Annotated in this window: 24 protein-coding genes; 7 read left to right on the top strand and 17 right to left on the bottom strand. The window is 74.1% G+C overall.

Features of this window, described 5'->3' with window-relative positions:
* Positions 1–18: 18 nt before the first annotated feature.
* From ABZ836_RS28420 to ABZ836_RS28405, 4 genes are all read left to right on the top strand, one after another.
* Complete coding sequence (locus tag ABZ836_RS28420) at positions 19–1227, top strand: pyridoxal phosphate-dependent aminotransferase (protein WP_356134903.1); 1209 nt, start codon at positions 19–21, stop codon at positions 1225–1227.
* A 29-nt stretch (positions 1228–1256) separates the two neighbouring features.
* Positions 1257–1796: a hypothetical protein gene (locus tag ABZ836_RS28415; protein WP_361146848.1), complete on the top strand. Its 540-nt coding sequence runs from the start codon at positions 1257–1259 to the stop codon at positions 1794–1796.
* Between the two features lie 117 nt (positions 1797–1913).
* Positions 1914–2717, top strand: coding sequence for a class I SAM-dependent methyltransferase (locus ABZ836_RS28410; RefSeq protein WP_361146845.1), 804 nt, complete (start codon positions 1914–1916; stop codon positions 2715–2717).
* Positions 2710–3420 carry a hypothetical protein gene (locus ABZ836_RS28405; protein WP_361146842.1) on the top strand — a complete coding sequence of 237 codons (711 nt, stop codon included), beginning with the start codon at positions 2710–2712 and terminating at the stop codon, positions 3418–3420. The genes ABZ836_RS28410 and ABZ836_RS28405 overlap by 8 nt, the downstream gene beginning before the upstream one ends.
* Here ABZ836_RS28405 and ABZ836_RS28400 read toward each other — a convergent pair.
* On the bottom strand, positions 3390–4760 hold the full coding sequence (locus tag ABZ836_RS28400) for an MFS transporter (RefSeq protein ID WP_361146839.1): 1371 nt from the start codon (positions 4758–4760) through the stop codon (positions 3390–3392). The two genes, ABZ836_RS28405 and ABZ836_RS28400, sit on opposite strands and share 31 nt — an antisense overlap.
* A 212-nt stretch (positions 4761–4972) precedes the next feature.
* On the opposite strand from ABZ836_RS28400, the gene ABZ836_RS28395 reads away from it, so the two are divergent.
* Complete coding sequence (locus tag ABZ836_RS28395) at positions 4973–5500, top strand: DUF1648 domain-containing protein (RefSeq protein WP_356134913.1); 528 nt, start codon at positions 4973–4975, stop codon at positions 5498–5500.
* A gap of 34 nt (positions 5501–5534) precedes the next feature.
* Here ABZ836_RS28395 and ABZ836_RS28390 read toward each other — a convergent pair whose 3' ends face one another.
* Complete coding sequence (locus ABZ836_RS28390; protein ID WP_356134915.1) at positions 5535–5903, bottom strand: DUF488 family protein; 369 nt, start codon at positions 5901–5903, stop codon at positions 5535–5537.
* An 84-nt stretch (positions 5904–5987) separates the two neighbouring features.
* On the opposite strand from ABZ836_RS28390, the gene ABZ836_RS28385 reads away from it, so the two are divergent.
* Positions 5988–8159 carry a hypothetical protein gene (locus ABZ836_RS28385; protein ID WP_361146835.1) on the top strand — a complete coding sequence of 724 codons (2172 nt, stop codon included), beginning with the start codon at positions 5988–5990 and terminating at the stop codon, positions 8157–8159.
* A 105-nt stretch (positions 8160–8264) separates the two neighbouring features.
* Here the strand turns inward: ABZ836_RS28385 and ABZ836_RS28380 are convergent, their stop codons facing one another.
* On the bottom strand, positions 8265–8681 hold the full coding sequence (locus ABZ836_RS28380) for a helix-turn-helix domain-containing protein (RefSeq protein ID WP_356134919.1): 417 nt from the start codon (positions 8679–8681) through the stop codon (positions 8265–8267).
* A gap of 92 nt (positions 8682–8773) precedes the next feature.
* Here ABZ836_RS28380 and ABZ836_RS28375 point away from each other — a divergent pair, with 92 nt between their 5' ends.
* A complete protein-coding gene (locus tag ABZ836_RS28375; RefSeq protein ID WP_356134921.1) occupies positions 8774–10219 on the top strand; it encodes an MFS transporter in 1446 nt (481 codons plus the stop codon).
* Between the two features lie 178 nt (positions 10220–10397).
* On the opposite strand, the gene ABZ836_RS28370 is transcribed toward ABZ836_RS28375, so the two are convergent.
* The 14 genes from ABZ836_RS28370 to ABZ836_RS28305 form a co-directional block, all read right to left on the bottom strand.
* Positions 10398–11789, bottom strand: coding sequence for an 8-oxoguanine deaminase (locus tag ABZ836_RS28370; RefSeq protein ID WP_356134923.1), 1392 nt, complete (start codon positions 11787–11789; stop codon positions 10398–10400).
* Positions 11790–11831: 42 nt separating this feature from the next.
* Positions 11832–12752, bottom strand: coding sequence for a factor-independent urate hydroxylase (gene pucL / locus ABZ836_RS28365; protein WP_361146830.1), 921 nt, complete (start codon positions 12750–12752; stop codon positions 11832–11834).
* 5 nt (positions 12753–12757) lie between these two features.
* Positions 12758–13111, bottom strand: a complete 354-nt coding sequence (uraH, locus tag ABZ836_RS28360) for a hydroxyisourate hydrolase (RefSeq protein WP_361146827.1) — start codon at positions 13109–13111, stop codon at positions 12758–12760.
* A complete protein-coding gene (uraD, locus tag ABZ836_RS28355; protein WP_356134929.1) occupies positions 13108–13650 on the bottom strand; it encodes a 2-oxo-4-hydroxy-4-carboxy-5-ureidoimidazoline decarboxylase in 543 nt (180 codons plus the stop codon). Before uraD ends, uraH begins: the two co-directional genes overlap by 4 nt.
* A gap of 33 nt (positions 13651–13683) precedes the next feature.
* Positions 13684–14316 carry a 2'-5' RNA ligase family protein gene (locus ABZ836_RS28350; protein WP_361146823.1) on the bottom strand — a complete coding sequence of 211 codons (633 nt, stop codon included), beginning with the start codon at positions 14314–14316 and terminating at the stop codon, positions 13684–13686.
* 163 nt (positions 14317–14479) lie between these two features.
* Complete coding sequence (locus ABZ836_RS28345) at positions 14480–15808, bottom strand: ammonium transporter (protein WP_361146888.1); 1329 nt, start codon at positions 15806–15808, stop codon at positions 14480–14482.
* A 59-nt stretch (positions 15809–15867) separates the two neighbouring features.
* The gene (locus ABZ836_RS28340) at positions 15868–16809 is read right to left on the bottom strand and encodes an urease accessory protein UreD (protein ID WP_356134933.1); all 942 of its coding nucleotides are present in this window, start codon (positions 16807–16809) and stop codon (positions 15868–15870) included.
* Position 16810: 1 nt separating this feature from the next.
* Entirely contained in the window at positions 16811–17431 is a 621-nt protein-coding gene (gene ureG / locus ABZ836_RS28335) for an urease accessory protein UreG (protein WP_356134935.1), read from the bottom strand.
* A 41-nt stretch (positions 17432–17472) separates the two neighbouring features.
* On the bottom strand, positions 17473–18153 hold the full coding sequence (locus ABZ836_RS28330; protein ID WP_361146885.1) for an urease accessory UreF family protein: 681 nt from the start codon (positions 18151–18153) through the stop codon (positions 17473–17475).
* Between the two features lie 69 nt (positions 18154–18222).
* On the bottom strand, positions 18223–19947 hold the full coding sequence (gene ureC, locus ABZ836_RS28325; protein ID WP_356134937.1) for an urease subunit alpha: 1725 nt from the start codon (positions 19945–19947) through the stop codon (positions 18223–18225).
* A gap of 1 nt (position 19948) precedes the next feature.
* The gene (locus ABZ836_RS28320; protein ID WP_356134939.1) at positions 19949–20386 is read right to left on the bottom strand and encodes an urease subunit beta; all 438 of its coding nucleotides are present in this window, start codon (positions 20384–20386) and stop codon (positions 19949–19951) included.
* Positions 20383–21612 carry a cobalamin biosynthesis protein CbiX gene (locus ABZ836_RS28315; protein ID WP_361146817.1) on the bottom strand — a complete coding sequence of 410 codons (1230 nt, stop codon included), beginning with the start codon at positions 21610–21612 and terminating at the stop codon, positions 20383–20385. The genes ABZ836_RS28320 and ABZ836_RS28315 overlap by 4 nt, the downstream gene beginning before the upstream one ends.
* A 4-nt stretch (positions 21613–21616) precedes the next feature.
* The gene (locus ABZ836_RS28310) at positions 21617–21922 is read right to left on the bottom strand and encodes an urease subunit gamma (protein WP_356134943.1); all 306 of its coding nucleotides are present in this window, start codon (positions 21920–21922) and stop codon (positions 21617–21619) included.
* 64 nt (positions 21923–21986) lie between these two features.
* Positions 21987–22961, bottom strand: coding sequence for an urea transporter (locus ABZ836_RS28305; RefSeq protein ID WP_356134945.1), 975 nt, complete (start codon positions 22959–22961; stop codon positions 21987–21989).
* Positions 22962–23016 lie beyond the last annotated feature (55 nt).

The following is a 23016-nucleotide window of genomic DNA, read 5'->3' as shown; positions in this document are numbered from 1 at the left end:
GAACCCGAGGGGCACACGATGGAGTTCCGCCAGTCGAGCAAGCTCAGCGAGGTCTGCTACGAGATCCGCGGCCCGGTGATCGAGCACGCCGACGCGCTGGAGGAGGCCGGCCACAGCGTGCTGCGCCTGAACACCGGCAACCCGGCGCTCTTCGGGTTCGAGGCCCCGGAGGAGATCGTCCAGGACATGATCCGGATGCTGCCGCGGGCGCACGGCTACACCGACTCCCGCGGTGTCCTCCCGGCCCGCCGCGCCGTGGCGCAGCGCTACCAGGCCCGCGGTGTCGACGTCGGCGTGGACGACGTCTTCCTCGGCAACGGCGTCTCCGAGCTGGTCTCCATGGCGGTGCAGGCCCTCGTCGAGGACGGCGACGAGATCCTGATCCCGGCCCCGGACTTCCCGCTCTGGACCGCGGTCACCACGCTGGCGGGCGGCAAGGCCGTGCACTACCTCTGCGACGAGCGCTCCGACTGGTACCCGGACCTCGCCGACATGGCCTCGAAGATCACCCACCGCACCAAGGCGGTCGTGATCATCAACCCCAACAACCCCACCGGCGCGGTGTATCCGAAGGAGATCCTGGAGGGCATCCTCGATCTCGCCCGCCGCCACGGGCTGATGGTGTTCGCCGACGAGATCTACGACGAGATCCTGTACGACGACGCCGTCCACCACCCGGCCGCCGCCCTCGCCCCCGACCTGGTGGTGCTCACCTTCTGCGGGCTGTCCAAGACCTACCGGGTGGCCGGCTTCCGCAGCGGATGGCTGGTCGTCTCGGGGCCGCGCGAGCACGCCCGGGACTACCTGGAGGGCCTCACCATGCTGGCCTCCATGCGGCTGTGCGCCAACGCGCCCGCCCAGTACGCCATCCAGGCCGCGCTCGGCGGCCGGCAGTCCATCCGTGAACTGACCGCTCCCGGCGGCCGGTTGCGCGAGCAGCGGGACCGGGCCTGGGAGCGGCTCAACGAGATCCCCGGCGTCTCCTGCGTGAAGCCCAAGGGCGCCCTCTACGCCTTCCCGCGCATCGACCCCGAGGTCCACCCGATCCTGGACGACGAGAAGTTCGTGCTCGACCTGCTGCTGCGGGAGAAGATCCAGGTCGTGCAGGGCACCGGCTTCAACTGGCCCTCCCCGGACCACTTCCGCATCCTCACCCTCCCGCACACCGACGTGCTGGACACCGCGATCAGCCGCATCGGCCGTTTCCTGTCCGGGTATCGCCAGTGACCCGGCCCGCGGATGGGTAGCACTCCGGCATGAGCGACCGCCCGCTGCTGCTCCTGGACGTCGACGGCCCCCTCAATCCGTTCGGCGCACGGTTCGTCCGCCACCGGGGCTATGTGACGCACCGGATGCTGCCCGACTGCCGGTCGCCGCTGCCCCACGCGAGCCGCCGGCGGGCGGCTCGGGAGGCGAGGGTGCGGCTCCATCCCGGGCACGGCGCGCGGCTGCTGGCGCTGCCGTACCAGCTGACCTGGGCCACGGCGTGGTGCCGGCAGGCCAACGAACTGGTGGCGCCCGCCATAGGACTGCCCGGCGACCTGCCGGTGGTCGAGTGGCCGTCGGCCCGCTGCGGGCGGAGCGCCGACGGCGTCCACTGGAAGACCCGGACGCTGCTGGAGTGGGCGGCGGGCCGTCCGTTCGCCTGGGTCGACGACGAGCTCACCGGGCGGGACGCCGACCACGTGGCCACCCACCATCCGGGCAGCGCGCTGCTGCTGCGGATAGATCCCCGCAAGGGGCTGCGGGAGCGGGACTTCGGCCGACTCGAGCACTGGGCGCGGACCCTGGGCTGACCGCGGGCGCCGCGGGCTGCCGGCCGTCGCCCCGTGCGGAAGGCGCACCGTGCGGGAGGCGCCCCGTGCGGGAGGCGCCCCGTGCGGGAGGCGCGTGCCGTCTGCGATGCTCGGATCATGGCCGACTTCGACGATCTCCTCACCGAGGGCGCCTCCGTGCCGACCGACGGCTGGGACTTCTCCTGGTTCGAGGGCCGGGCCACCGAGCAGCGGCCCTCCTGGGGGTACGCACGGCTCCTCGGTGACCGGATGGCCCGCTCGCGGGCGGCGCTCGACGTGCAGACCGGCGGCGGCGAGGTCCTCGCCACCGTCCACCGGGCGCCGCCGCTGCTCGCAGCGACCGAGGCCTGGCCGCCGAACGTTGCCATCGCGCGCCGCACCCTGGCGCCGCTCGGCGGGAAGGTGGTGCAGGTCGGCGAGGGCGACGGGCTGCCGTTCCGCGACGGTGCCTTCGACCTGGTGGTGAGCCGCCACCCGGTGGTCACCCGCTGGGACGAGGTGCGCCGGGTGCTGCGGCCCGGCGGGGTGTACCTGTCGCAGCAGGTGGGGGCGGCGACGGTGCGGGAGCTGGCCGAGTTCCTGCGGGAGGGCCGCCCGGAGGACCGCCCCACGGGTCCCGCCGGACCGGCGGACCCGCTCGCCACCCGCTCCGGGAGCACGCCCCTCGCCACGGTGGCCGCGGCCGAGGCGGCCGGCCTGGAGGTGACCGGCCTGCGCCAGGAGGCGCTGCGGATGGAGTTCCACGACATCGCCGCGGTCGTGCACTTCCTGCGCAAGGTGATCTGGATCGTGCCCGGCTTCACCGTCGAGGAGTACCGCGACCGGCTGGCGGTGCTGCACCGCTTCATGGAACGGCACGGTCCCTTCGTCGCCCACTCCCAGCGGCACCTGATCGAGGCGCGGAGGCCGGACCATGACTGACCGCGCCGCAGCCGGCCCGACGCCGGCCCAGCGGCGGATCGTCGAGGCGGCGGACCCGGCGACGGGCCGCCTGAAGGGCGGCTCCGCCCAGCTCGCCGCCCTCGTCCGCCTCGGGCTCGCCTTCCGTCATCCGCGGCCGCCGCACGCCTGCTACCTCACCCCGGCGGGCCGCCGCCTGCGCGACGGGGCGACGGCGGAGCGCGTCCCCGGGCCGGGCCCCGCGTCCGGCCCGGCATCCGGCCCGGCATCCGGCCCCGCGTCGGATCCCGGGCCCGCCCCGGACCAGGCGCCGCGGCCCGCGGAGCCGCGCACCGGCGTGTTCTCCGCGCGCCTCGGCGGCGAGAGCGACGCCCCCGCCCGCACGGCCGAGGTCCGCGGCGCCTGGCAGGGGCTCGTGGAGCTGCGGCGGATGACCAACCAGGACGCCGCGGTGGACCGCCCGTGCGCCTGGGAGCGCTCGCACCTGCCCCAGGCGGCGGCGATCGCCCTGGAGGCGGCGGGCTGCCGCCCGGCCGGCCCGAACACCGGCGGCTACCGGGTGGAGACCACCCCGCAGCCCGAGGCGGTCGCGGTCCGCGCCCCGGACGCCGCCCTGCTGCGCGCCTGCGAGGACGCCCTGAACGCCTCCGGCTGGCACGCCGGCCCCCATACCGAGCCCCGCACCGGCATCCGCTACCTCCTCGCCTCGCCGCGCCGCCGGTAGGGCCCGTCCGACGGCGGGGACGGCACGGCGTCCGGCCGGGGCGTCGCCCGCGGCACCGGGGACGTGGTCCCGCCGCGGTGGACCCACAGGAGGGTTCCGGCGAGCATCACGGCGCCTCCCAGCAGCCAGGGCAGCGGGCCTGACGGGAGCACACCGATGATCAGGCCGGTGAGGCCTGCCACCAGTTGCAGGGTGAGGGACTGGACGGACAGCGCGGTGGCCCGGCCGGAACGCGCGACGCGGCGGTGCAGGAGGTCGTTCTCGTTCGGCTCGGCCGCGCCGAGCCCGAGGTGGACCAGGCCGAAGCCGACGGCCGCGAGGACCATGGAGCCCGCTCCGGCGAACGCCGCGGTGGCGCCGAGCAGCAGCAGGCCGCCCGCGCCGGCGCCGAGGCCCACCGTCACCGCTCGTTCGCCGCTGCCCGCGAGCCGGGCGGTCAGGGGTGCGAGGTGGCTGCCGACGGCCGCGCAGACGAACCCGGCGCAGGCGAGAGCGGCGAAGAGCACCGCCCCGGACTCCGACGCGCCCGTGAGGGCCGCGGCACGTCCGGGCGTGAGCAGTTCGAGCGCGGCCAGGGCACTGCCGGCGGCTCCCGCGCTGAGGAACACCCGGCGGACCAGCGCGTCACGGCCGCCGAGCCGCAGCCCGTCCGCGACGGTGGCCGGGATGCCGCGGAGCACGTCGCGCAGGGTGGCTGCCGGCCGGGGCGGCTCCGGCAGAGCGGTCAGGACGTACAGCACGAAGACGATCTCGACCGCCGCGCCCAGCAGCATCGGAAGGGAAAGAGGCAGCACCAGCCCGGAGGTCGACCCGCTCAGGCGGGAGCCGAGGTCGGGGCCGAGTCCGAGCAGCCAGGGAAGGGCTCCGCCGAGCAGGGTGCCCACGGCGAGCGCGGCGGAGGTCGCGGATCCGCCGCGGGCCAGTCCGGTGCGCAGTTCGGCGTCGGGCCCGTCGTGTGCCTGGACGGTGTCGACGTACCAGGCTTCGGCCGGTCCGCTGGACAGGGCACGGCCCGCGCCCATGAGGGCCATGCCGAGGCCGAGCAGCCAGGGTGTCGTGCCCAGGCCCAGGAGGGTCAGGGCGGCCAGGTTCAGCAGGCCTGCGGCGGCCAGGACGGTGCGGCGGCCGAGGACGTCGGCCAGTCCTCCGGTGGGCAGTTCCAGCGCGGCGGCGGTGACGGAGTGCGCGGCGAAGAAGCCCGCGATGACCACCATGGTCATGCCGCGCTCGGTGAACAGCAGGACCAGAGGAGCGATGCTCAGTCCCAGCGGCAGCCAGAACAGGACGCAGACCGTGACGTAACGGCGGCGTGCGGTGCGCGTGTCCGGGGTGCCGGTCATGACGCGTCCTCCGTATCTGCCCCGGCGGCGCTCCCGCCCGTCACGGGGATCGAGTAGGCGTCTCCGCTCCCGGCCGGCCACGACGGGAGAGTAGAGCAGGCCGGGGAATTTCCCCACGTGTTTTCCGCGCGACCGCTTCCGGCAGCCCGTGCCGATCCACCCAGGACGCGCGGGCCCTTTCCCCGGGCGGGCGCCCGTCGGATGATGCACGCATGGTGTTCTCGTCCTCGATGCGGTGGTGGGTGCTGCCCAATGTCGTCCTGCTCGCCGGGATGGCGGCCTGGGGGGTGCTGCGGTATCCGGATCTGCCGGAGCGGATACCGCAGCACTTTGGGCCGGGCGGGGTGGACGCGTGGGCCCAGAGGTCGGTGGGGAGCGCCCTGGGGGTGGTGTTCGTGTTCGCCGGGGTGACGCTGCTCCTCATCGGCTGCGCGGAGCTGACCCTGCGGGTGACGCCGCGTGACGAGATGCGGCCCGACGCCGCCCCGTACGCGGTGACGCCGACGGCCGCGTCCCTGCTCAACAGGCCGGCCGACAGGGCGTCGGCCCGCCGGATCGCCCGCTCCCTGCTGCTGCTCAACGCCTGTGTCGGCCTCTCCTTCCTCGTGGGATGCTGGACGCTGTGGCGCTCCGTGCCGGAAGCGGACGTGCCGCCCTGGGTGTTCGCGGCGATCCTGCTGCCGTTGCTCGCCGGGACCGGGGCGACCCTCGCGGCGGCCCTCGCCGACCGGAGGCGGTGAGGGGGCGCCCGACGGCGGGACGCCGGGCGCTCCGCTACGCCTTCGCGCCGTCCTCCGTGAGCCACTCGGCGAGGACCGCGGTGTGGCTGATCTCCACGTCGCGCGTGGCCGTCAGGAGGACCACCGGGCCCTCCTCGGCCAGGGAGCGCAGGCGTGCGGCGGCCTCGCGGTGGGCGTCGTCCTCCAGTTCGGCGCGGTAGCGGCCGCGGAACTCCTCGTACCGTTCCGGGTCGTGTCCGTACCACCGGCGCAGCTCGTCGGAGGGGGCGACCTCGCGCAGCCACGCGTCGAGCCGCGCCGCCTCCTTGCTGACGCCGCGTGGCCAGAGACGGTCGACGAGGATCCGCGCCCCGTCGTCGGGAGAAGTGTCGTAGATCCGGTGCTGGGTGATCCGCCTGTCCATGGTTCCACTCTGGCGTCCGGAGCCCGCCCGCGCCGGTCGGAAACTCCGGTGCGGTGGGCGGCGGGCTGCTGCGAGCATGCCGCCATGCGCACCGCTTTCGAACAGATGGTCGTCCGACACGCCTTCCGCCTGCCCGCCCCCACCGGCCCGGCCGGGGACGGGAGCGCGCCGGCCCGGCAGCTGGACTCCGCGCTGCTGTCCGTCGGTTTCACCCTGTCGGGCGAGCTGCTGCGGCACCTGTCGGGGCTGGCGCCCGAGGTGGTGCTGCCGGTGGCCCGGCGCACCCTGGACACGGTCCGGGAGCTGGTCGGCGACCACGTGCGGCACAACGTGTACTTCAAGGCGTTCCCGGACGGCGTTCCGGAGACCGTGGAGTTCTGGCACCGGTGCCTGATGAAGGCGCTGGACGACGAGCGGGCCCGGCCGGGCGTCGTCGCGCGCCTGCGCGACGGCGTCCTGGACCTGCTCACGCTCCCCTCGTACGGCCGCTACCAGCACACCTACGAGGAGATGCTCGCCGTGCACGACGAGCTGATCGCCGCGGCCGGGGACCGCGTCACCGTGCTCCACCTCGGCGGGCCGCCGGAGGAGGAGACGACCGCCCTCTACCGGTCGCTGGCGGGCAGTCGCACACCGCTCGGCGAGGACGGGCTCGAGGACCTCCGGCTGCTGGCGCGGCACTGCGCGGCCGGGCCCGAGCCGGAGGCGATCCCGCTCCGCGAGAACCGGGCGGTGCTGAACGCCGCGCGGGTCGCCGCGGGCGTGCACCCGCTGCTGGACACCGTCACCGACGTGCTGCGGCTGGCCTGCGCGCTGTCCGGCGCGCCGGTCACCCTGGAACAGCCGGTGCGGTTCCGCTCGCTGCCGCGTGCCCAGCGCCGTGTGCTGCTCGCCGGTCTCGACGCGGTGGTGGCGGCGGCCCCGGCCAAGCTGGCCGACGTGCGCCGGCACCGGGAGGCGTGGAAGCGCCTCGGGGAGCGCCTCCATCCGCACGAGCATCCCCGGTGGCCGCACGCCGCCGCGGTGTTCGAGGTGGCGCGCGGGGAGCGGCGGGCGACCTCCTTCGACGGCCGCGTCGACGAGCTGCTGGCCGCCGGGGACGCCGCCGGGGCCGCGCGGCTGCTGGAGGCGGCTCCGGGACGGCTGTTCCGGGCGCTGGACCGGCTGGTGCTGGCGGCGCCGGACGAGGCCGGGCGGGAGGCGGTGCGAGCGGCCGCGGAGCGGGCCGCGCCCCAGGTCTCCGGCCGGGTCCTGCTGTCCGTGCGCGGGCATCTCGCGGCCCGCGCGGGGCGCTTCGGCGAGCAGCGGCTGTTCCTGAACCGTTCGGGACGCGCCTGGGTCACCCCGGACACCCGGCCCGGCCTGCCCGCCGACGTGCGGGACGGGCTGGTCCGGGTCGTCGACGACGAGCTGCGGCGCCGTCTGCCGGACGCGGGACCGGTGCTGGTCGAGCCCGCGTTCCTCGACGTCGCGCTGCCGCTGAGCGGGAAGAACGTGTCGTCCGGCCTGGGCGTGCTGCCGCGCGGCTCGGTGTCGGCCGTCGAGGGCGGACTGCTCCGGTTCTTCGTGCACTGGCGGCAGGCCCGCCGCACGACCGACTTCGACCTCTCGGCGCTGATGCTCGACGAGGAGTACCGGACGGTCTCCTGGCTGGACTGGACGGCGCTGACCGCGGTCGGCGGCGCGCACTCCGGCGACGTCACCGAGGCGCCGCACGGCGCCTCGGAGTTCATCGACCTGCGGCTCGACGCCGTCCAGGGCGCGTTCCTGGTGCCGATGGTGCACGTCTACAGCGGCGAGGGCTTCGAGGAGGTCGCGGAGTCGTTCTTCGGCTTCATGCTGCGCGACGCCGAGCAGGCGGGGCGGCCCTTCGAGCCGCGGACCGTGCGGATGAAGTCCGAGCTGCGCGGTCCCGGACGGGTCGCGCTGCCGCTGGTGTTCGTCCGCGGCGAGGACGGCGTCTGGCACGCGCGGTGGACGCACCTCCACCTGCGGGGCACGCCCTCGCACAACCAGGTGTCGGAGCACCAGGTGTCGGTGGCCACCCTGGTGCGCGGCGTCGTCGCGCGCCGGCAGCCGACCGTGGGGCACCTGACCGGGCTGATGGCGGACAACGGGGTGAGCGTGACGCTCTGGGACGGCGGGGCCGTGCCCGACGGGCCGGTGACCTTCCTGGGTCTGCAGCGGCCCGAGGGGCTGCACCCGGAGTCCCGGGTGATCACCCCGGAAAATCTCCGTGACCTGATCCCCGACTGACGGTTAGGGTGGGGGCACGGCGAGGCCATGACGGGGCTTCCTTCTGATCGCCTGCACAGCGAATGAGACTAGCCCTGTCGCTTTCCTCGCCGTTTTCTCCTGCCCTCAGGCGCCCAGGGCCGCCGCCGGCCCGGCCCCCTCCTCCCGCGCGGCGTCGTAGGCCACCCGGCTCCGGGCGATGGTGCCGCGGTGGCGTTCCGCCCACGCGGTGAGCTGGAGCAGCGTCTCGTACAGTTCCCGCGCCACCGGGGTGATCGCGTACTCCACCCGGGGCGGCACGGTCGGGTACACGGTGCGGGTGACCAGGCCGTCGCGCTCCAGGTTGCGCAGCGTGAGGGTCAGCATCCGGCGGCTGATGCCGGTGACGGCGCGCTCCAACTCCGTGAAACGGATGGGTCCTTGGGCGGTCGCGACCAGGATGCCGACGCTCCACTTGCCCGAGACCCGGTCGAGGACCTCCTGGACCGGGCAGGCCTCCGCCGTCACTGCCTGCGAGGTAACACCGGTGTTCCGCCGGGACATGGAAGTGCCTCCTTACGCCGGGCCCCCATGGTCACCCACGATGTACTCCGTTACAAGTCGTGCACCATGGCCCGTACAGGGGAGTTCCTGCCATGCCGTCGCTCAAGACCCCGTCCCGTGAGGCGTCCGATCCGGCCCCGCCGCACGCCCGTTCCCGTTCCCTGTCGCTGCTGATCCTGTGCGCCGGCGCGCTGATGACCATCCTGGACGGCAACATCGTCACGGTGGCCATGCCCGCGATCCAGCGCGACCTCGGCTTCTCCGCGCCGGGCCTGGCGTGGGTGGTGAACGCCTACCTGATCCCGTTCGGCGGGCTGCTCCTCCTGGCCGGGCGGCTGGGCGACCTGCTGGGCCGCAAGCGGATGTTCACCGCCGGACTGGCGGTCTTCACGGTGGCGTCGGTGCTGTGCGGCGTGGCCGACGGGCAGGCGGCGCTGGTCGCGGCGCGCGCCCTGCAGGGCGCCGGCGGGGCGATGACCATGGCGGTGGTGCTCGGCATGATCGTGGCGCTCTACCCGGAGCAGCGCGAACGGGCCCGCGCGATCGCGGTGTTCAGCGCCGTGGGGGCGACCGGGGCGGCGCTCGGCACGTTCCTGGGCGGGGCGCTCACCCAGGCCGCCGGGTGGCACTGGATCTTCCTGATCAACCTGCCCGTCGGGCTGGTGGCCTGGGGCGCGGCGGTCCGGGTGCTGCCCGCCGACCGGGGTGCCGGGCGCGGCCGCTCGGCGGACTGGGCGGGGGCGGCGCTGGTCACGGGTGCGCTGATGACCACCGTCTACGCCATCGTCGGCGCGGGCGGGCGCGAGGCGGGCGGCACGGCCGCCCTCGCCGCCCTGGCCGTCACGCTGTTCGCCGGGTTCGCCCTGCGGCAGGCGCGGGCGGCCCACCCCTTGCTGCGTCCGGGCATCCTGCGCTCCCGCGTCCTCGCCGGGGCCAACGGAACGCAGATCCTGATGCTGGGGACCATGTACGGCTTCCAGTACATCGGCACCCTCTATCTGCAACGCGTCCTCGGGTACGACGAGTTGGCCACCTCCTTCGCCTTCCTCCCGGCGCCGCTGCTGATCGGCGCGCTGACCCTGGGCCTGGCCGCGCGGATCGTGCAGCGGTTCGGGCCGTACCGGGTGCTGCTGGCGGGGCTGGTGCTCGCCACCACCGGCATGGCGGTGCTGAGCACGGCTCCGGCGGACGGCTCGTACCCGGCGGACGTGCTGCCGCCGCTGCTGATGCTGTCGGCCGGGTTCGCGGTGGCCATGCCGGCGCTGACCGGCCTGGCGATGTCGGGGGCGGCGGAGGAGGACGCGGGACTGGCCTCCGGGCTCTTCAACACCACGCAGGTGGTGGGCGGTTCGCTGGGCCTGGCGGTGCTCACCGCTCTGGCGGCGAGCCGCACCGAGGCGCTGACCGGAGCGGGCGCGCCCCTGGTGGAGGCCACGGCGGACGGGTACCGGCTGGCGTTCACGGTGGCCGCGGGGCTGGGCGCGGCGGCCCTCGCGCTGGCCGCGGCGGTGCTCCGGCCGGGGCGCCCGCCGCGCTGACGAGGGCGGGTGGGGCGGGTCCCGAACGGCGGAGGTGGTGCCGCCGTTCGGGACCCGCCCCCGTGGCGCCGGCACGGCCCCGTCCGCGTCGCCGGAAGACCGCTACCGGGGCCCCGCAGGACCGCTACCGGGGCCCCGCAGGACCGCTACCGGGGCCCCGGAGGGCCCCGCCTCCTGATCAGTCCCCGGCGGCGATCCGCGCCAGCCGCCGCGCCTCCGCGCGGGTGGAGCGGGCCACGGCGTCCTCGTCGACGGTGAGCAGCCGTCCGTCCTCGACCACCGGCTCCCCGCCCACCAGCGACAACGTCACCGGCGCGGCCGCGCCCAGGACCAGCGCGGCGACCGGGTCGGCGATGGAGGCATGGGCCAGGGTGTCCATCCGCCACAGCACCAGGTCGGCCAGCTTGCCGGGCTCGAGGGAGCCGATCTCGGCCTCCCGGCCCAGCACCCGCGCGCCGCCGTGGGTGCCCAGCCGCAGGGCCTGCCGGGCGGTGAGGGCGGCCTCGCGGTGCGGGCCGAGGCGGTTGACCAGGAGGGCGTTGCGCAGCTCGGTGTGCAGTTCGCCGGACTCGTTGGAGGCGGTCCCGTCGACGCCGAGGCCGACCGGGATCCCGGCGGCGAGCATGTCCGGGACCCGGGCGATCCCGGCGGCCAGGCGGGCGTTGGAGGACGGGCAGTGGGCGACGCCGGTGCCGGTGCGGGCGAACGCGGCGATGTCGGCGTCGTTCATGTGCACGCAGTGCGCCATCCACACGTCCTCGCCGAGCCAGCCGGTGGACTCGAAGTAGGCGGTGGGGCCCATACCGAAGAGCTCGTGGCAGAACTTCTCCTCCTCCACGGTCTCCGAGCCGTGGGTGTGCAGCCGGACGCCGAGCCGACGCGCCAACTCGGCCCCCTGGCGCATCAGTTCGGTGGAGACGGAGAACGGCGAGCAGGGCGCGACGGCCACCTGGGTCATCGCCCCGAACGAGGTGTCGTGGTGCGCGGCGACGGTCTCCTCGGTCGCCGCGAGGGCGCCGTCGAGGGTCTCCACCGCGAAGTCCGGCGGCAGCCCGCCGTCGGACTCGCCCCGGTCCATGGAGCCGCGGGCCAGGGTGAAGCGGACGCCGGTCTCCCGGGCGGCGCGGACGATGGCGCCGGACAGGTCGCCGGTGCCGCGCGGGAAGACGTAGTGGTGGTCCATGGCGGTGGTGACGCCGCCGCGCGCCATCATCGCCAGCGATCCCTGGGCCGCGGCGTGCACCATCGGCTCGTCGATCCGCGCCCAGGTGGGGTAGAGGGCGACCAGCCAGTCGAAGAGGTTGTGGTCGGTGGCCAGGCCGCGGGTGAGCCACTGGTAGAAGTGGTGGTGGGTGTTGACCAGGCCGGGGGTGACCAGGTGCCCGGTGCCGTCGATCCGGCGCACCACGTTCCGCAGCCCCTCGGGGGCCTTCCCCTCTCCCACGGATTCGATCACCCGGCCGGCGACCACCACGTGTCCCGAGGCGTACTCGGTGCCGTGGGCGTCGACGGTGGCGACGGCGCAGTTCTCGATGACGATGCGGGCGGGCTGTTCGGCGGGGGACGCCATGGTCGGTCTCCGGTGGATCGGCGGTGTTCCGGGCGGGCGGGGTCAGAGGTTGGTGAGGTCCACGGGGATCCTGGCCTCGGCGCCCTCGCGCAGGACGGTGGCCTCGATCAGGCCGTAGGGCCGGTCGGCGGCGAAGTACACCTCGTTGTCGTTCTCCAGCCCGAACGGCGCGAGGTCGACGAGGAAGTGGTGCTTGTTCGGCAGCGAGAGGCGTATCTCGTCGATCTCCGGCCGGTTCTCGATCACCCCGGCGCCCATCCGGTGGAGGGTCTGCTGGAGGGAGTACGAGTAGGTGTGCGCGAACGCGTCCAGCAGCAGGCGCCGGGCCTCCGCGTAGGAGGCGTCCCAGTCCGGCGCGGTCTCCCCCTCGGCGCCGGTCCAGGAGTACCGCCAGCGGGTGGAGACGTCGGTGGCCAGGATCCGGTCGTAGGCCTCGGGCAGGGTGGTGTACCGGTCCTTGCGGTAGCCCCAGAACTCGGAGTCGGTGGAGTTGAGCACGGTGAGGCCGGTGAGCCCGGAGACCACCTCGCTCCGCTCCCCGTCGTGGACGACCTGGGTGACGCGGGTGCCGCCGCCGGTGCGGGCGAAGGAGTGCCGCGTGCCGGGCCCGCCGATGCGTTCCCAGGCGTACTCCTCGATCCGGATCCGGGCCCGGTGGATGGGCTCCTGGGAGCCGACGAAGTGCCGGGCCAGCAGCAGGCCGAACTCCTCGGGCGAGGCGATGCCGTGCTCCTTGGCGAAGGCGTACACCGTGTTCTTGGTGGTGTCCGTCGGCAGCACGTGGGCGTTGGAGCCGGAGTGGTGCACGTCGTCCATGTCGCCGGAGAGCGAGACGGACACGTTGAGGTCCTTGATGTGGTGGCGCTCGCCGTCGCGGGTGATCCGGACGACACGGGTCTCGGCCTTGCCGTACTGGTTCTGTCCCAGCACGGCGACGCGGGCGGGGGTCTCGTTCTCGGCCATGGGCGCTAGCTCCCTCGGTATACGGAGTAGCCGAACGGGTTGAGGAGCAACGGAACGTGGTGGTGCTCGCCCGGCGTGACGGCGAAGGCGACGGTCACCTCGGGGAAGAACGCGGTCCCGCCGCGGCCCCCGTGGTAGGCGCCGACGTCGAGGACGAGGCGGACGTGGGTGGTGCCCGCGGGCGGGCCGGGCAGGTCCTTGCAGCGGCCGTCCGCGTCGGTGACGGACCCGCCGAGCTCCTGCCAGGGCTGCTCGGGCCCGGTGCGGGCGGCCAGGGAGACGGCCACGCCGGTGGCGGGGCGGCCGATGGTGGTGTCGAGGACGTGGGTGGACACGGTGGCGGGGGCGCCGGTCGTCATCGGCGTGCGTCCTCCTCGGGCGGGCCCTCCTCGGCGAGGCGGGCGAGACGGATGCGGTTGATCATGCCCAGTTCGACGCGGACCACTTCGCGTTCCCGTTCCGGTGTGTTGCCGAGCCGGGCACGGGCGGCGTCCCGCATCTCCCGGGCGCCGCGGCCGGTGGCGCAGATCAGGAAGACGTGGCCGAACCGCTCCTGGTAGGCCAGGTTGAGCTCGAGCATCTCGGCCTTGAGCGCCTCGGTGGCGCCGGCCATGCCGCGCTGCTCGCGGGCGGAGACGGGGTCGCCGGGCCTCGGCCGGCCGATCGGCGGGTGTCCGGCCACGGCCTCGGCGAGGCCGTCGTCGGTCAGGGCCGCCGTGGCGGCGTCGTTGGCGGCGTACAGCGCCTCGGCGTCCGGGTACGGGCGCCGGGCGAGCAGGTGCTCCGCCCAGGAGGCGGAGGCGCAGATCTCCCGCAGGATCTCCCGGGCGCGGGGCTCGTCCAGGGAGTTGAACCGGGCCAGGCCGCGGGGAGGCGGCGTCGAGGGGCTCGCTGTCATATCAGGCAGCCAACCCCACCGGACCGCCGGGCGTCAACATTTTGTTGAAGTTCCCTCGTGGGGGTCGGCGCCTCCGAGGGGGAAGCGGTCCCGCTCCCGCCAGCGGCGCCCGTCGTACACCACCAGGTCCACGGCGTCCACGCGTTCGGTCAGCGGCAGGGAGCGGGCGAGCGCCGCCTCGATGGCGTCGTGCCGGCCGGCGTCGCCGCTGTTGGCCACCGTGACGTGCGGGTCGAGGTCCCCGAACAGGCCGCCGTACGGGGCCTGTTCGGGCCACCGGGCGGTGACGGCGGCGGTGAGGGCGCGCAGCGGGGCGTCCGGTTCGGGGCGCAGCCACAGGACGCCGGGGAAGCGCGCGCAGCCGGCGAACCGGAGCGTGAAGGCCGGGTGCGCGGCGAACACCCCGGCGAGGGCGGCGCGCACGGTCCCGTCGACCCGGTCGTGCGGCAGGAAGGGGAAGAGGACGGTGGCGTGGGCGGTGCCGCCGTGGCGGGCCGCGGTGTCCCAGGCGCGGCGCCAGGGCGCGACGAGGCGGTCGAGGCCGGGCAGCGCGACGCTCAGCGAGGTGGTCCCGACGGGGACCGGCCAGCCCTCGTCCCCGCGTTCGCCGGTCGCCCCACCGGTCCCCGGGCCCGTCCCCCGCGGATCCGCCGTGCCCGCCGTCACGCCCCGCTCCCCCACGGGCGGCGCCTCCCGGCGGCCCGGCGGACGGGGACGCGGGTCCGCCTCGTGACGGTCGTCCTGGGACATGCGTGGCTGCGGTGCACGGCGCTCACGATAGCGAGGAGGCGGATCCGGGCCGCGCGGTGCCCGGCACGGTGGGCCGGTGCTACAGCCGGCGGTCCCGGTGCTCCCTCAGGAGTTCCTGGATCTGCTCCAGGCTCTCCTTGTCGAGGCCCGGGCCACCGGGGGGGCCGGCCAGCCGTCCGGCGGTGTGGAGGTCGTAGGCGCGTTCCTCGTCCTCTCCCGGGACACGGGCGTACTCGTCCTTGTCGGAGAACCCGACCGTCCTGTCGACGGCCTTCGCGATGAGCCACGTCATGACGAACGAGAAGGCGGCGACGGCCAGGACGGCGACGACCTGCCTCCAGAGCAGGGAGAGGCCACCGCCGTGGAAGAGGCCCTCCTTGCCGCTGACGCCCCGCGCGGCGAAGAGACCGACCATCAGCAGCCCGACCAGGCCGCCCGCGCCGTGGACCCCGACCACGTCGAGGGTGTCGTCCACGTTCAGTCGGTACTTCAGGGTCACCGCCCAGGCGCAGAACGCGCCGGCCACCAGGCCGGTGATCAGCGCGCCCACCGGGTCGATCTCGCCGCAGGCGGGGGTGATGGCCACCATGCCCGCCACGGCGGCGGAGCCGATGCCCATCATGGTGACCTTCCTGGTCCTCACGTACTCCACCAGCGGCCAGGTCGCCATGGCGCCCGCCGCCGCGAGCTGGGTGTTGAGGAAGGCGGTGGCGGCGGTACCGGTGTCGCGGAGCGCCGAGCCGGCGTTGAAGGCCAGCCAGCCGAACCACAGCAGGGCCACCCCGATCATGACCAGCGGGATGTTGCTGGGACGCGGCTCCTTGCGCCGGAAGTCGGCGGGCCCTCTGATCACCAGGGCGGCGGCGAGGCCTGCGACACCGGAGTTCAGCTCCACCGGCAGGCCTCCGGCGAAGTCCAGGGCGCCCAGGTGGGCCGAGATCCAGCCGTGCTCCGTGTCGAACACCCAGTGCGCGATGGGCACGTACACGATCAGCAGCCACAGCACGGAGAACACCAGCCACCCCCGCATGGAGGCCCGCCCCGCGATGGAACCGCTGATGAGCGCCACGGTGACGATGGCGAAGCCCATCTGGAAGGTGGCGTAGACGTAGGTGGGGAAGGACGCCGTGAGGGTGTCCGGCTCGATGCCGCGCAGCAGGGCGTGGTCCAGGTTGCCGATGAGGCCGACCCCGCCGACGTCCGGGCCGAAGGCGAGGGTGTACCCGACCAGGAACCAGGCGATGGTCACGAAGCAGAGCGAGGCGAAGCTCATCTTGAGCATCACCAGGATGTGCCGGGTGGCCACCATGCCGCCGTAGAAGAAGGCCAGGGCGGGCGTCATCAGCAGCACCATGGCGGTCGCCGCCAGCATCCAGGCGGTGTCGCCCGAGTCGTACCCCGGTGGCATGGCGGCGGCGAGGACGGTGGTCATGAACGTGTCTCCTCAGGGTCGACGGGGACGGGCCGTCACGGTTTACGCAGGTCGGGAGCCGGGTGTCCGATGAGCAGCCGCCTGACGGCGTCCCATCCGGCGCGGACCGCCTCGGCGACCCGGGGCTGCTCCTGTCCGAGCACGCGCACCCAGGCGCCGCAGTCGTCCGGCAGCACGCTCGCCCCGTGGAGGACGTCGCGGGACTCCATCGACCCGTGCAGGACGTCGGCGATCTCCGCGGCGGGGCGGGCGGAGCTGATCACGTAGAGCGAGGCGACGTGGTCGTGCCCGGCGAAGACGCCCGGTCCGGTCACCCCGCCCGGCTGGTCCGGCCGCAGCCGCAGGGTGTCGACGGCCAGCAGGGCGCCGTCGGGCCGCCGGATCTCCAGGTCGTTGGTGAGGACGGTGTAGGCGTGCCGCTCGCCGCGCGCGAGGCGGCCGGCGGTGAACGTCTCCGCGTAGATCACCGTCGCCCCCTCGCTCACCGTCAGCTCCACCCCCTGGTGGAAGCGCGAGCCGCGGAACGGGATGACCGGGTCGGGGAGGTACTCGACGTAGGCTCCCTCCTCCGCCGTGAGGTGGACGCGCTGGGTCGCGTAGTCGTCCTCCATCCGGTAGACCTTGGTGGCCGCCTGCGTCGTGAACAGGGCCTGGGTGCCCGGGCCGCACCGCAGGTCCTGGCGGTAGCGGTCGGCCTGGGCGATGCCTCCGCCGGTGGCCATCACGTAGGTGAACGCCATGCCGGGCAACGCCGGGTCGACGTGGAGCGGGCGCATGATCTGCAACGGCGACTTCTGGTACCGCGCCACCAGCTCGGTCCGGTCCCCGCGCCGCGCGTACCCGAGGTCCAGGATGCCCACCTTGGCCGGCGAGCCCGGTCGCAGGGTCCGGGGCTCCGAGGAGAAGGCCGCCGTCTCGGGCGGGAGCCGGACCGGCTCGTAGTGTTCCGGCGCGAGCCGGTCGTGGGTCGCCGTCATCTCAGGTCAGGACCTTGTGCCGGGCCTCGAGGAAGGCGGCCACCTCGTCGACGCCCTTGCCCGTCAGACAGTCGGTGAGCACCACCGGTCCCTCGCCGCGCACCCGGTGCGCATCGGCCTCCATGACACCGAGGTCCGTCCGCACGTAGGGGGCGATGTCCACCTTGTTGATCACCAGCAGGTCGGAGTCGGTGATGCCGGGGCCTCGCTTGCGCGGCATCTTCTCCCCCTCGGCGGTGTCCAGCACGAAGACGAAGAGGTCGACCAGGGCCGGGCTGAAGGTGAGGGTGAGGTTGTCGCCGCCGCTCTCGTAGAGGAGGACGTCGACGTCGGGGTGGCGCTCCAGCATCTCGGCGCCGGCGGCCAGGTTCATCGTGGGGTCGTCACGGACGGCGGTGTGGGGGCACGCCCCGGTCTCGACGCCCACGACGCGGTCGCCGTCGAGGACCCCCTCCAGCGTCCGGCGGACGTGCTGGGCGTCCTCCTGGGTGTAGATGTCGTTGGTGATGACGGCCGGTCGCCTGCCCCGCTCGATCAGGACGGGCACCAGGGCCTCGATCAGGGCCGTCTTGCCGGAGCCGACCGGGCCGCCGATCCCGACGCGCAGGACGTTGTCTCGCATGGTGTTTCCTCTCCGGTGCGGCCGCCGCGCACGGCGGCCGGTCAGGTGGCGAACAGGCGGGCCTCGGCCCGTTCGTGGCGGGCGGACATGACGTCCACCGCGAAGGTGGTGGCCCCGAGGTCCTCGAGTTCGCGGGCGAGTGCCGCCCTCGTGGTCTCGACGACGACGGGCGCGGCCTCCCTCAGCAGGGTCTGGGCCCGCCGGTGGTCCGTCAGCCGCAGCCTGAGCGCGGCGCCGGCGAAGCTCGCGCAGAACGCGAACAGGTCGGAGGCGACGGCCTGGCCGGCCGGGACCCCGTTCGCCGCGTGGACCACGCCGGCGGCCACGGCCTGGGTGCCGGGGACCCGGCGCTCCGTCGCCGCCCGGTGGTAGCGGACGATGCCGTCCGCCCCGAACACCTCGGCCGCCAGGTCGAGCAGTTGTCGGCCGGTGCGGGTGGCCGCCTGGCGCGTCTCGCGGTTGAGCTTGGTGGCGTACAGCCGGGCGTCGACGGCGGCGACCGCTTCCCAGTCCCGTGCGGTCGCCGCCCGGTGGGCGAGGGCGAGCGCGGTGGCGTCCGCGGGTCCCACACCGTGCCGGAGGAGGTCGTGGAGCAGGACGGGGAGCGAGCGGGGGTCCACCGCTCGCTCCTGCGCGAAGCCCTCCAGTCCGTGCGACAGGGTGTAGAAGCCGCTGGGGAACGCCGAGTCGGTCAGCTGGAGGCTGACCAGGAGACGGTCCAGCTCCGTCGCCTGGGCGTCCTCCGCCCGCGCCGCCGGCCCGCCGGCGGCCGTCTCCTCCTGGTACACGCGTCAGGCCAGGAAGTAGAGCTGGTTGAGCGGCAGCTTCTGGGCCGGCTCGATCGTGACCACCTCGCCGTCCACCGTGACCTGGTACGTCTCCGGGTCGACGGTGATGTCCGGCACCACGTCGTTGCGGACCATGTTGTGCTTGCCGATCGTGCGGGTCTTGCGCACCGGCAGCACCGTGCGTTCCAGGCCCAGCTTCTCCGGCACTCCGGCGGCGATGCCCGCCTGCGACATGAACGTCACGTGCGTGGCCTGCATGGCTCGCCCGTAGTGGCCGAACGAGGGCCGGTAGTAGACCGGTTGCGGGGTGGGCAGCGAGGCGTTGGGGTCGCCCATCTGCGCCCAGGAGACGACGCCGCCCTTGATCACCATCTTCGGCTTGGCGCCGAAGGAGTGCATCGGCCACAGCACGATGTCGGCCAGCTTGCCCGCCTCCAGGGTGCCGACGTAGTCGGCGACGCCGCTGGCCACGGCGGGGTTGACGGTGACCTTGGCGAGGTAGCGCAGGACGCGCTGGTTGTCGTTGCGGTCGGAGTCCTCGGGCAGCGGGCCGAACGCCTCCTTGCACACGTGCGCGATCTGGAACGCCCGGGTGACCGACTCGCCGATGCGTCCCATGGCCTGCGAGTCGGAGGAGATCATGCTGATGATGCCGCGGTCGTGCAGCACCGTCTCGGCGGCGATCGTCTCGGCCCGTACGCGGCTGTCGGCGAAGGCGACGTCCTCGGGGATGCCGTGGCTCAGGTGGTGGCAGACCATCACCATGTCCAGCAGCTCGTCGACCGAGTTCTTGGTGTACGGCAGCGTGGGGTTGGTGGAGGACGGGAGGACGTTGGCCTCACCGGTCACCCGGAGGATGTCGGGGGCGTGGCCGCCGCCCGCGCCCTCGCTGTGGAAGGTGTGGATGGTGCGGCCGTCGATCGCGGCGCGGGTGTCCTCGAAGAAGCCGCCCTCGTTGAGGGTGTCGGTGTGGATGGCGACCTGGACGTCGTGCCGGTCGGCCACGGACAGCGCGGTGTCGATGACCGCGGGGGTGGAGCCCCAGTCCTCGTGGACCTTGAGCGCGGCCGCGCCGGCCTCGATCTGCTCGTCCAGCACTCCGGGCAGGCTGGCGTTGCCCTTGCCCATCACGCCGAGGTTGACCGGGAGGTCCTCGGCGGCCTGGAGGATCCGGGCGAGGTTGAACGGCCCGGGGGTGCAGGTGGTGCCGTTGGAGCCGTCGGTGGGGCCGGTGCCGCCGCCGAACAGGGTGGTGATGCCGTTGCTGAGGGCCTGTTCGCACTGTTGCGGGGTGATGAGGTGGACGTGCGAGTCCATCGCCCCGGCGGTCGCGATCAGGTGCTCGCCCGCGATGACCTCGGTGCAGGCGCCGATGACGAGGCGCGGGTCGACGGCGTTCTGCGTCTGCGGGTTGCCGGCCTTGCCGATGCCGGCGATGAACCCGTCCTTGACGCCGATGTCGCACTTGACCACGCCGAGCACCGCGTCGAGGACGACCACGTTGGTGATCACCAGGTCCAGGGCGCCCTGGGCGGCGGTGGCCTGCGGGTCGGAGGCCATGCCGTCGCGCATGGTCTTGCCGCCGCCGTAGACCACCTCGTCGCCGTAGGCGCCCGCGCGGAAGTCCTTCTCCACCTCGATCACGAGGTTGGTGTCGGCGAGGCGGATGCGGTCGCCGACGGTGGGCCCGAACATGTCGGCGTACTGCTTGCGGGTGATGACCGGCATGTCAGTGGGATCCCCTCTTCTTGGACTTCTTGCCGTCGGAGTCGTCCTGCGCGGCGCCGTCCTCCGGTCCGGCGCCGTGGAATCCGCGCTGGAGGGCACGGGCGACCGCCTCGACCCGGGCCGGGTGGGACTTGACGCTGCCGTTGAGCAGGCCGCTGAAGCCGGTGAGGCGGCCGGTGCCGGCGTACGCGCACAGTTCGACCTCGTGCGTGCCGCCCGGCTCGAAGCGGACGGAGAGGCCGGCCGGGATGTTGAGGTGCATCCCCAGGGTCGCGTTGCGGTCGAAGTCGAGGGCCGAGTTGGCCTCGAAGAAGTGGTAGTGGGAGCCGACCTGGACGGCCCGGTCGCCGGTGTTGCGGACCGTCACCTTGACGGTCCGCCGGCCGGCGTTGATCTCGATGTCGCCGTCTCCGTACTGGTACCGCGGGGGAAGTGTCATCGAATGCTCCTGGTGAGGAGGGGGGCGTGCGGATCCGCGTCCGGTGCGGCGGCGCCGTCGTGCGCGGGAACGGTGGTGTGCGGGGCGCCGAGGGCGCGGGGGGCCGCCGTCGCCTCGTCGGGTTCCCGGCCGCGGGCGGCCGGGCGAACGGGATCCCGCGGCTCCGGGGCGCCGGAGTGCCCCGTGGCGCGCTCACGGCTCCCGCCGGGCGGGCGGCCGCGCCCATGGTCACCGCCGTGCGCAGGGTCGTCGCCGTGCGCACGGTCGTCGCCGTGGCGGTGACCGTCGCCGTGGCCCTCACCGTGGGCGTGGCCGTGTCCGCGGGCCTGTGCGTGACCGCCGCCATGGCTGTGACCGTGGGCGTGGTCGTAGTCATGGTCATGGGCGTGGGAGCGGCCGAGTTCGTGGCCCGCACCGTCGCCGTGGCCGTATCCGTGGGTCCGTGGGCGACCGCCGCCCTGGCCGTGACCGTGGCCGTGGCCGTGGTCATGGGCGTGGCCGTCGCCGTCGCCGTGGCTGTGGGCGTAGCCGTGGGCGTGGTCGGCCGTGAGCCCGCGGCTCAGGCCGTCGTCCCCGTGCCGCTCCCGGCGCTCCCACGCCTGGCGCGCCCGCGCCTCGAGCACTCCGGCGACGGCGGACGCGGTGAGCAGCGGTCCGGCCGCCGCGCAGCACGAGGGGTCCGGAACCGGCGGCGTGACCCATGCCGCCGGGAGCAGGGTGACGTGCTCCGCGCCGAGCAGGCGGCAGCGGCGGACTCCCCCGGCCGGATCCGGGTCGCCCCCCACGAGCGCGACCTCCACCGTGCGGTGGCGTCCGTACTGGCGGACGAGGCGGGCGATCCGGTAGAGGTCCGCGTCGGCGAACGGGTCACCGGAGGGAGCCGTGACCAGCAGGGCCTCCTCCGCCGGGACCTTCGTGGCGGCCGCGCGCAGCCAGCCGACGAGATGGTCCGCGGTGCCGAAGGGCTCGGCCAGGACGAGGCCCTCGCGTTCGTCCTCCGACAGCGCGCGGAGGGTCCGTGCGGCGTCCGCGGTCAGTCCGGGATCGCGGCCCAGGGTCATGGGCACGACGCACACCCGCTCGCCCCGTTCACGCAGCGCGGCGACGCTGCGGTACAACGCGCGCCCCCGCGCGACCACGGGCACCCGGGCGTCCAGCAGCGCGCGCAGGGCCCGCCCGTCGTCGCTCTCGTGTCCGCCGACGGCGACCACTCTGTCCTGCGGCACGCCGTCAGCCTCCGACCGGGTCGTGGCAGGAGACCAGTTTGTTGCCGTCGTCGAAGGTCGCCTCGACCTGGAGCAGCGGCAGCATCTCGCGGACGCCCGGCATGGTGTCGTCCTCGGTGATCACCTGCCGGCCGAGTTCCATGCAGTCGGCGACGCTCTTCCCGTCGCGGGCGCCCTCGAGAATGGCCTCCGTGACGAGGGCCACCGTCTCGCTGTAGTTGAGCTTCAGGCCCCGGCCGTGGCGCTTGCGGGCCAGGTCCGCCACGACGTACACGAGCAGCTTGTCGATCTCACGGGGTGCCAGGTTCATCGGATGTCGCCTTCCTCGGTTTGCGGTGGCACGCTCGGCCGGGTGCCGGGTCGGTCGTGGTCGCTCACCCGTCCTCCAGCCGGGTGATGCGCGGCAGGAGCGGCACGGCCGCCAGCAGCGCCCAGGTGGTGATGTTGAACGGCCAGGTGAAGGTGTGGCTGCCGAACACCGTGAAGAGCACGGAGAGGGAGGCCGTCAGGCCGGTGCTGGCGGCCGCGGCCAGAACGGCGTAGGCGTAGTTCCAGGGCGAGGGGCGCAGCAGCACGACACCGAAGGCCAGCGCGGTCAGCACGGCGTTGTAGCCGTAGATGCCCTCGCCGATCAGCGCGGCGGGCGCGCCGAGCGCCCACGCGGTGAGGAGCCCGGTGGCGCTGCCCACCACGGTGAACAGGCCCACCTTCCACCCGGCCAGGAACAGGCCCGCCAGCATGATCAGGCCGACGTACCAGGTGCCGGCGAAGAAGATCTGGCCGATGTTCGTGAAGAAGCCCTGCCACAGGTCGGACCAGCTGACGACCGGGGAGGTCGGCGTGGCCGGGGTGACCGCCGTGGCGGGGGTTCCGTGCCAGACGCGTTCGAACGAGGGCGCGCCGAGGACCATGACCAGGGACACCAGGCAGAACGGTCCGGTGAAGGCCTTCAGCCCGACCGGGACCAGGAGGTGGTTGAGGGTGGCGGTGACCAGGGTGCACATGACGGCGGCGCACACCGCCATGACGTACGTCGAGAGGTGGTGGCCGAGGTACACGACCATGGCGATGGCGCCGAGCACCCCGCAGTAGGTCATCAGCCCTTGCTCGACGCTGTCCCGGCGCACCGCCAGGAGCCGGGCGGTGAGCGTCGAGGCCACCGCTCCGATGCAGGCGAAGAGCCCCATCTCCCAGCTCTCCACCCAGAGGGCGGCCAGGATCACCGCGGAGGTCCACACGCTCGCCTGGAAGTCCACCTGCCCCACGCCGCGCAGGGCGCCCAGGGCCGTGCCCCTGAGGTCGCCGGACTCCCCTGCGGTGCCGCCTGCGGGCTCGGTGCGCGTCGTCACGTCGGTCCTCCGGGAACTGGTACCGCTGCGCCGATCGGGCTGTTGTGCCCCCGCG

The organism is Streptomyces sp. NPDC047130 (assembly GCF_040643475.1).
Taxonomy (GTDB): domain Bacteria; phylum Actinomycetota; class Actinomycetes; order Streptomycetales; family Streptomycetaceae; genus Streptomyces.
The sequence above is the reverse complement of the archived record's forward strand: the minus strand, read 5'-3'. Positions and strand labels throughout refer to the sequence as shown.

Coding starts and splice junctions, on each gene's coding strand:
- ABZ836_RS28400 (WP_361146839.1), bottom strand. CDS start 4,760: ATGACCGGCACCCCGGACACGCGCACCGCACGCCGCCGTTACGTCACG.
- ABZ836_RS28340 (WP_356134933.1), bottom strand. CDS start 16,809: ATGACGGCGACCCACGACCGGCTCGCGCCGGAACACTACGAGCCGGTC.
- ABZ836_RS28420 (WP_356134903.1), top strand. CDS start 19: ATGGAGTTCCGCCAGTCGAGCAAGCTCAGCGAGGTCTGCTACGAGATC.
- ABZ836_RS28385 (WP_361146835.1), top strand. CDS start 5,988: ATGCGCACCGCTTTCGAACAGATGGTCGTCCGACACGCCTTCCGCCTG.
- ABZ836_RS28345 (WP_361146888.1), bottom strand. CDS start 15,808: ATGCCACCGGGGTACGACTCGGGCGACACCGCCTGGATGCTGGCGGCG.
- ABZ836_RS28320 (WP_356134939.1), bottom strand. CDS start 20,386: ATGACACTTCCCCCGCGGTACCAGTACGGAGACGGCGACATCGAGATC.
- uraD (WP_356134929.1), bottom strand. CDS start 13,650: ATGACAGCGAGCCCCTCGACGCCGCCTCCCCGCGGCCTGGCCCGGTTC.
- ABZ836_RS28380 (WP_356134919.1), bottom strand. CDS start 8,681: ATGTCCCGGCGGAACACCGGTGTTACCTCGCAGGCAGTGACGGCGGAG.
- ABZ836_RS28405 (WP_361146842.1), top strand. CDS start 2,710: ATGACTGACCGCGCCGCAGCCGGCCCGACGCCGGCCCAGCGGCGGATC.
- ureC (WP_356134937.1), bottom strand. CDS start 19,947: ATGCCGGTCATCACCCGCAAGCAGTACGCCGACATGTTCGGGCCCACC.
- uraH (WP_361146827.1), bottom strand. CDS start 13,111: ATGACGACCGGCGCCCCCGCCACCGTGTCCACCCACGTCCTCGACACC.
- ABZ836_RS28415 (WP_361146848.1), top strand. CDS start 1,257: ATGAGCGACCGCCCGCTGCTGCTCCTGGACGTCGACGGCCCCCTCAAT.
- ABZ836_RS28410 (WP_361146845.1), top strand. CDS start 1,914: ATGGCCGACTTCGACGATCTCCTCACCGAGGGCGCCTCCGTGCCGACC.
- ABZ836_RS28395 (WP_356134913.1), top strand. CDS start 4,973: ATGGTGTTCTCGTCCTCGATGCGGTGGTGGGTGCTGCCCAATGTCGTC.
- ureG (WP_356134935.1), bottom strand. CDS start 17,431: ATGCGAGACAACGTCCTGCGCGTCGGGATCGGCGGCCCGGTCGGCTCC.
- pucL (WP_361146830.1), bottom strand. CDS start 12,752: ATGGCCGAGAACGAGACCCCCGCCCGCGTCGCCGTGCTGGGACAGAAC.
- ABZ836_RS28390 (WP_356134915.1), bottom strand. CDS start 5,903: ATGGACAGGCGGATCACCCAGCACCGGATCTACGACACTTCTCCCGAC.
- ABZ836_RS28375 (WP_356134921.1), top strand. CDS start 8,774: ATGCCGTCGCTCAAGACCCCGTCCCGTGAGGCGTCCGATCCGGCCCCG.
- ABZ836_RS28370 (WP_356134923.1), bottom strand. CDS start 11,789: ATGGCGTCCCCCGCCGAACAGCCCGCCCGCATCGTCATCGAGAACTGC.
- ABZ836_RS28310 (WP_356134943.1), bottom strand. CDS start 21,922: ATGAACCTGGCACCCCGTGAGATCGACAAGCTGCTCGTGTACGTCGTG.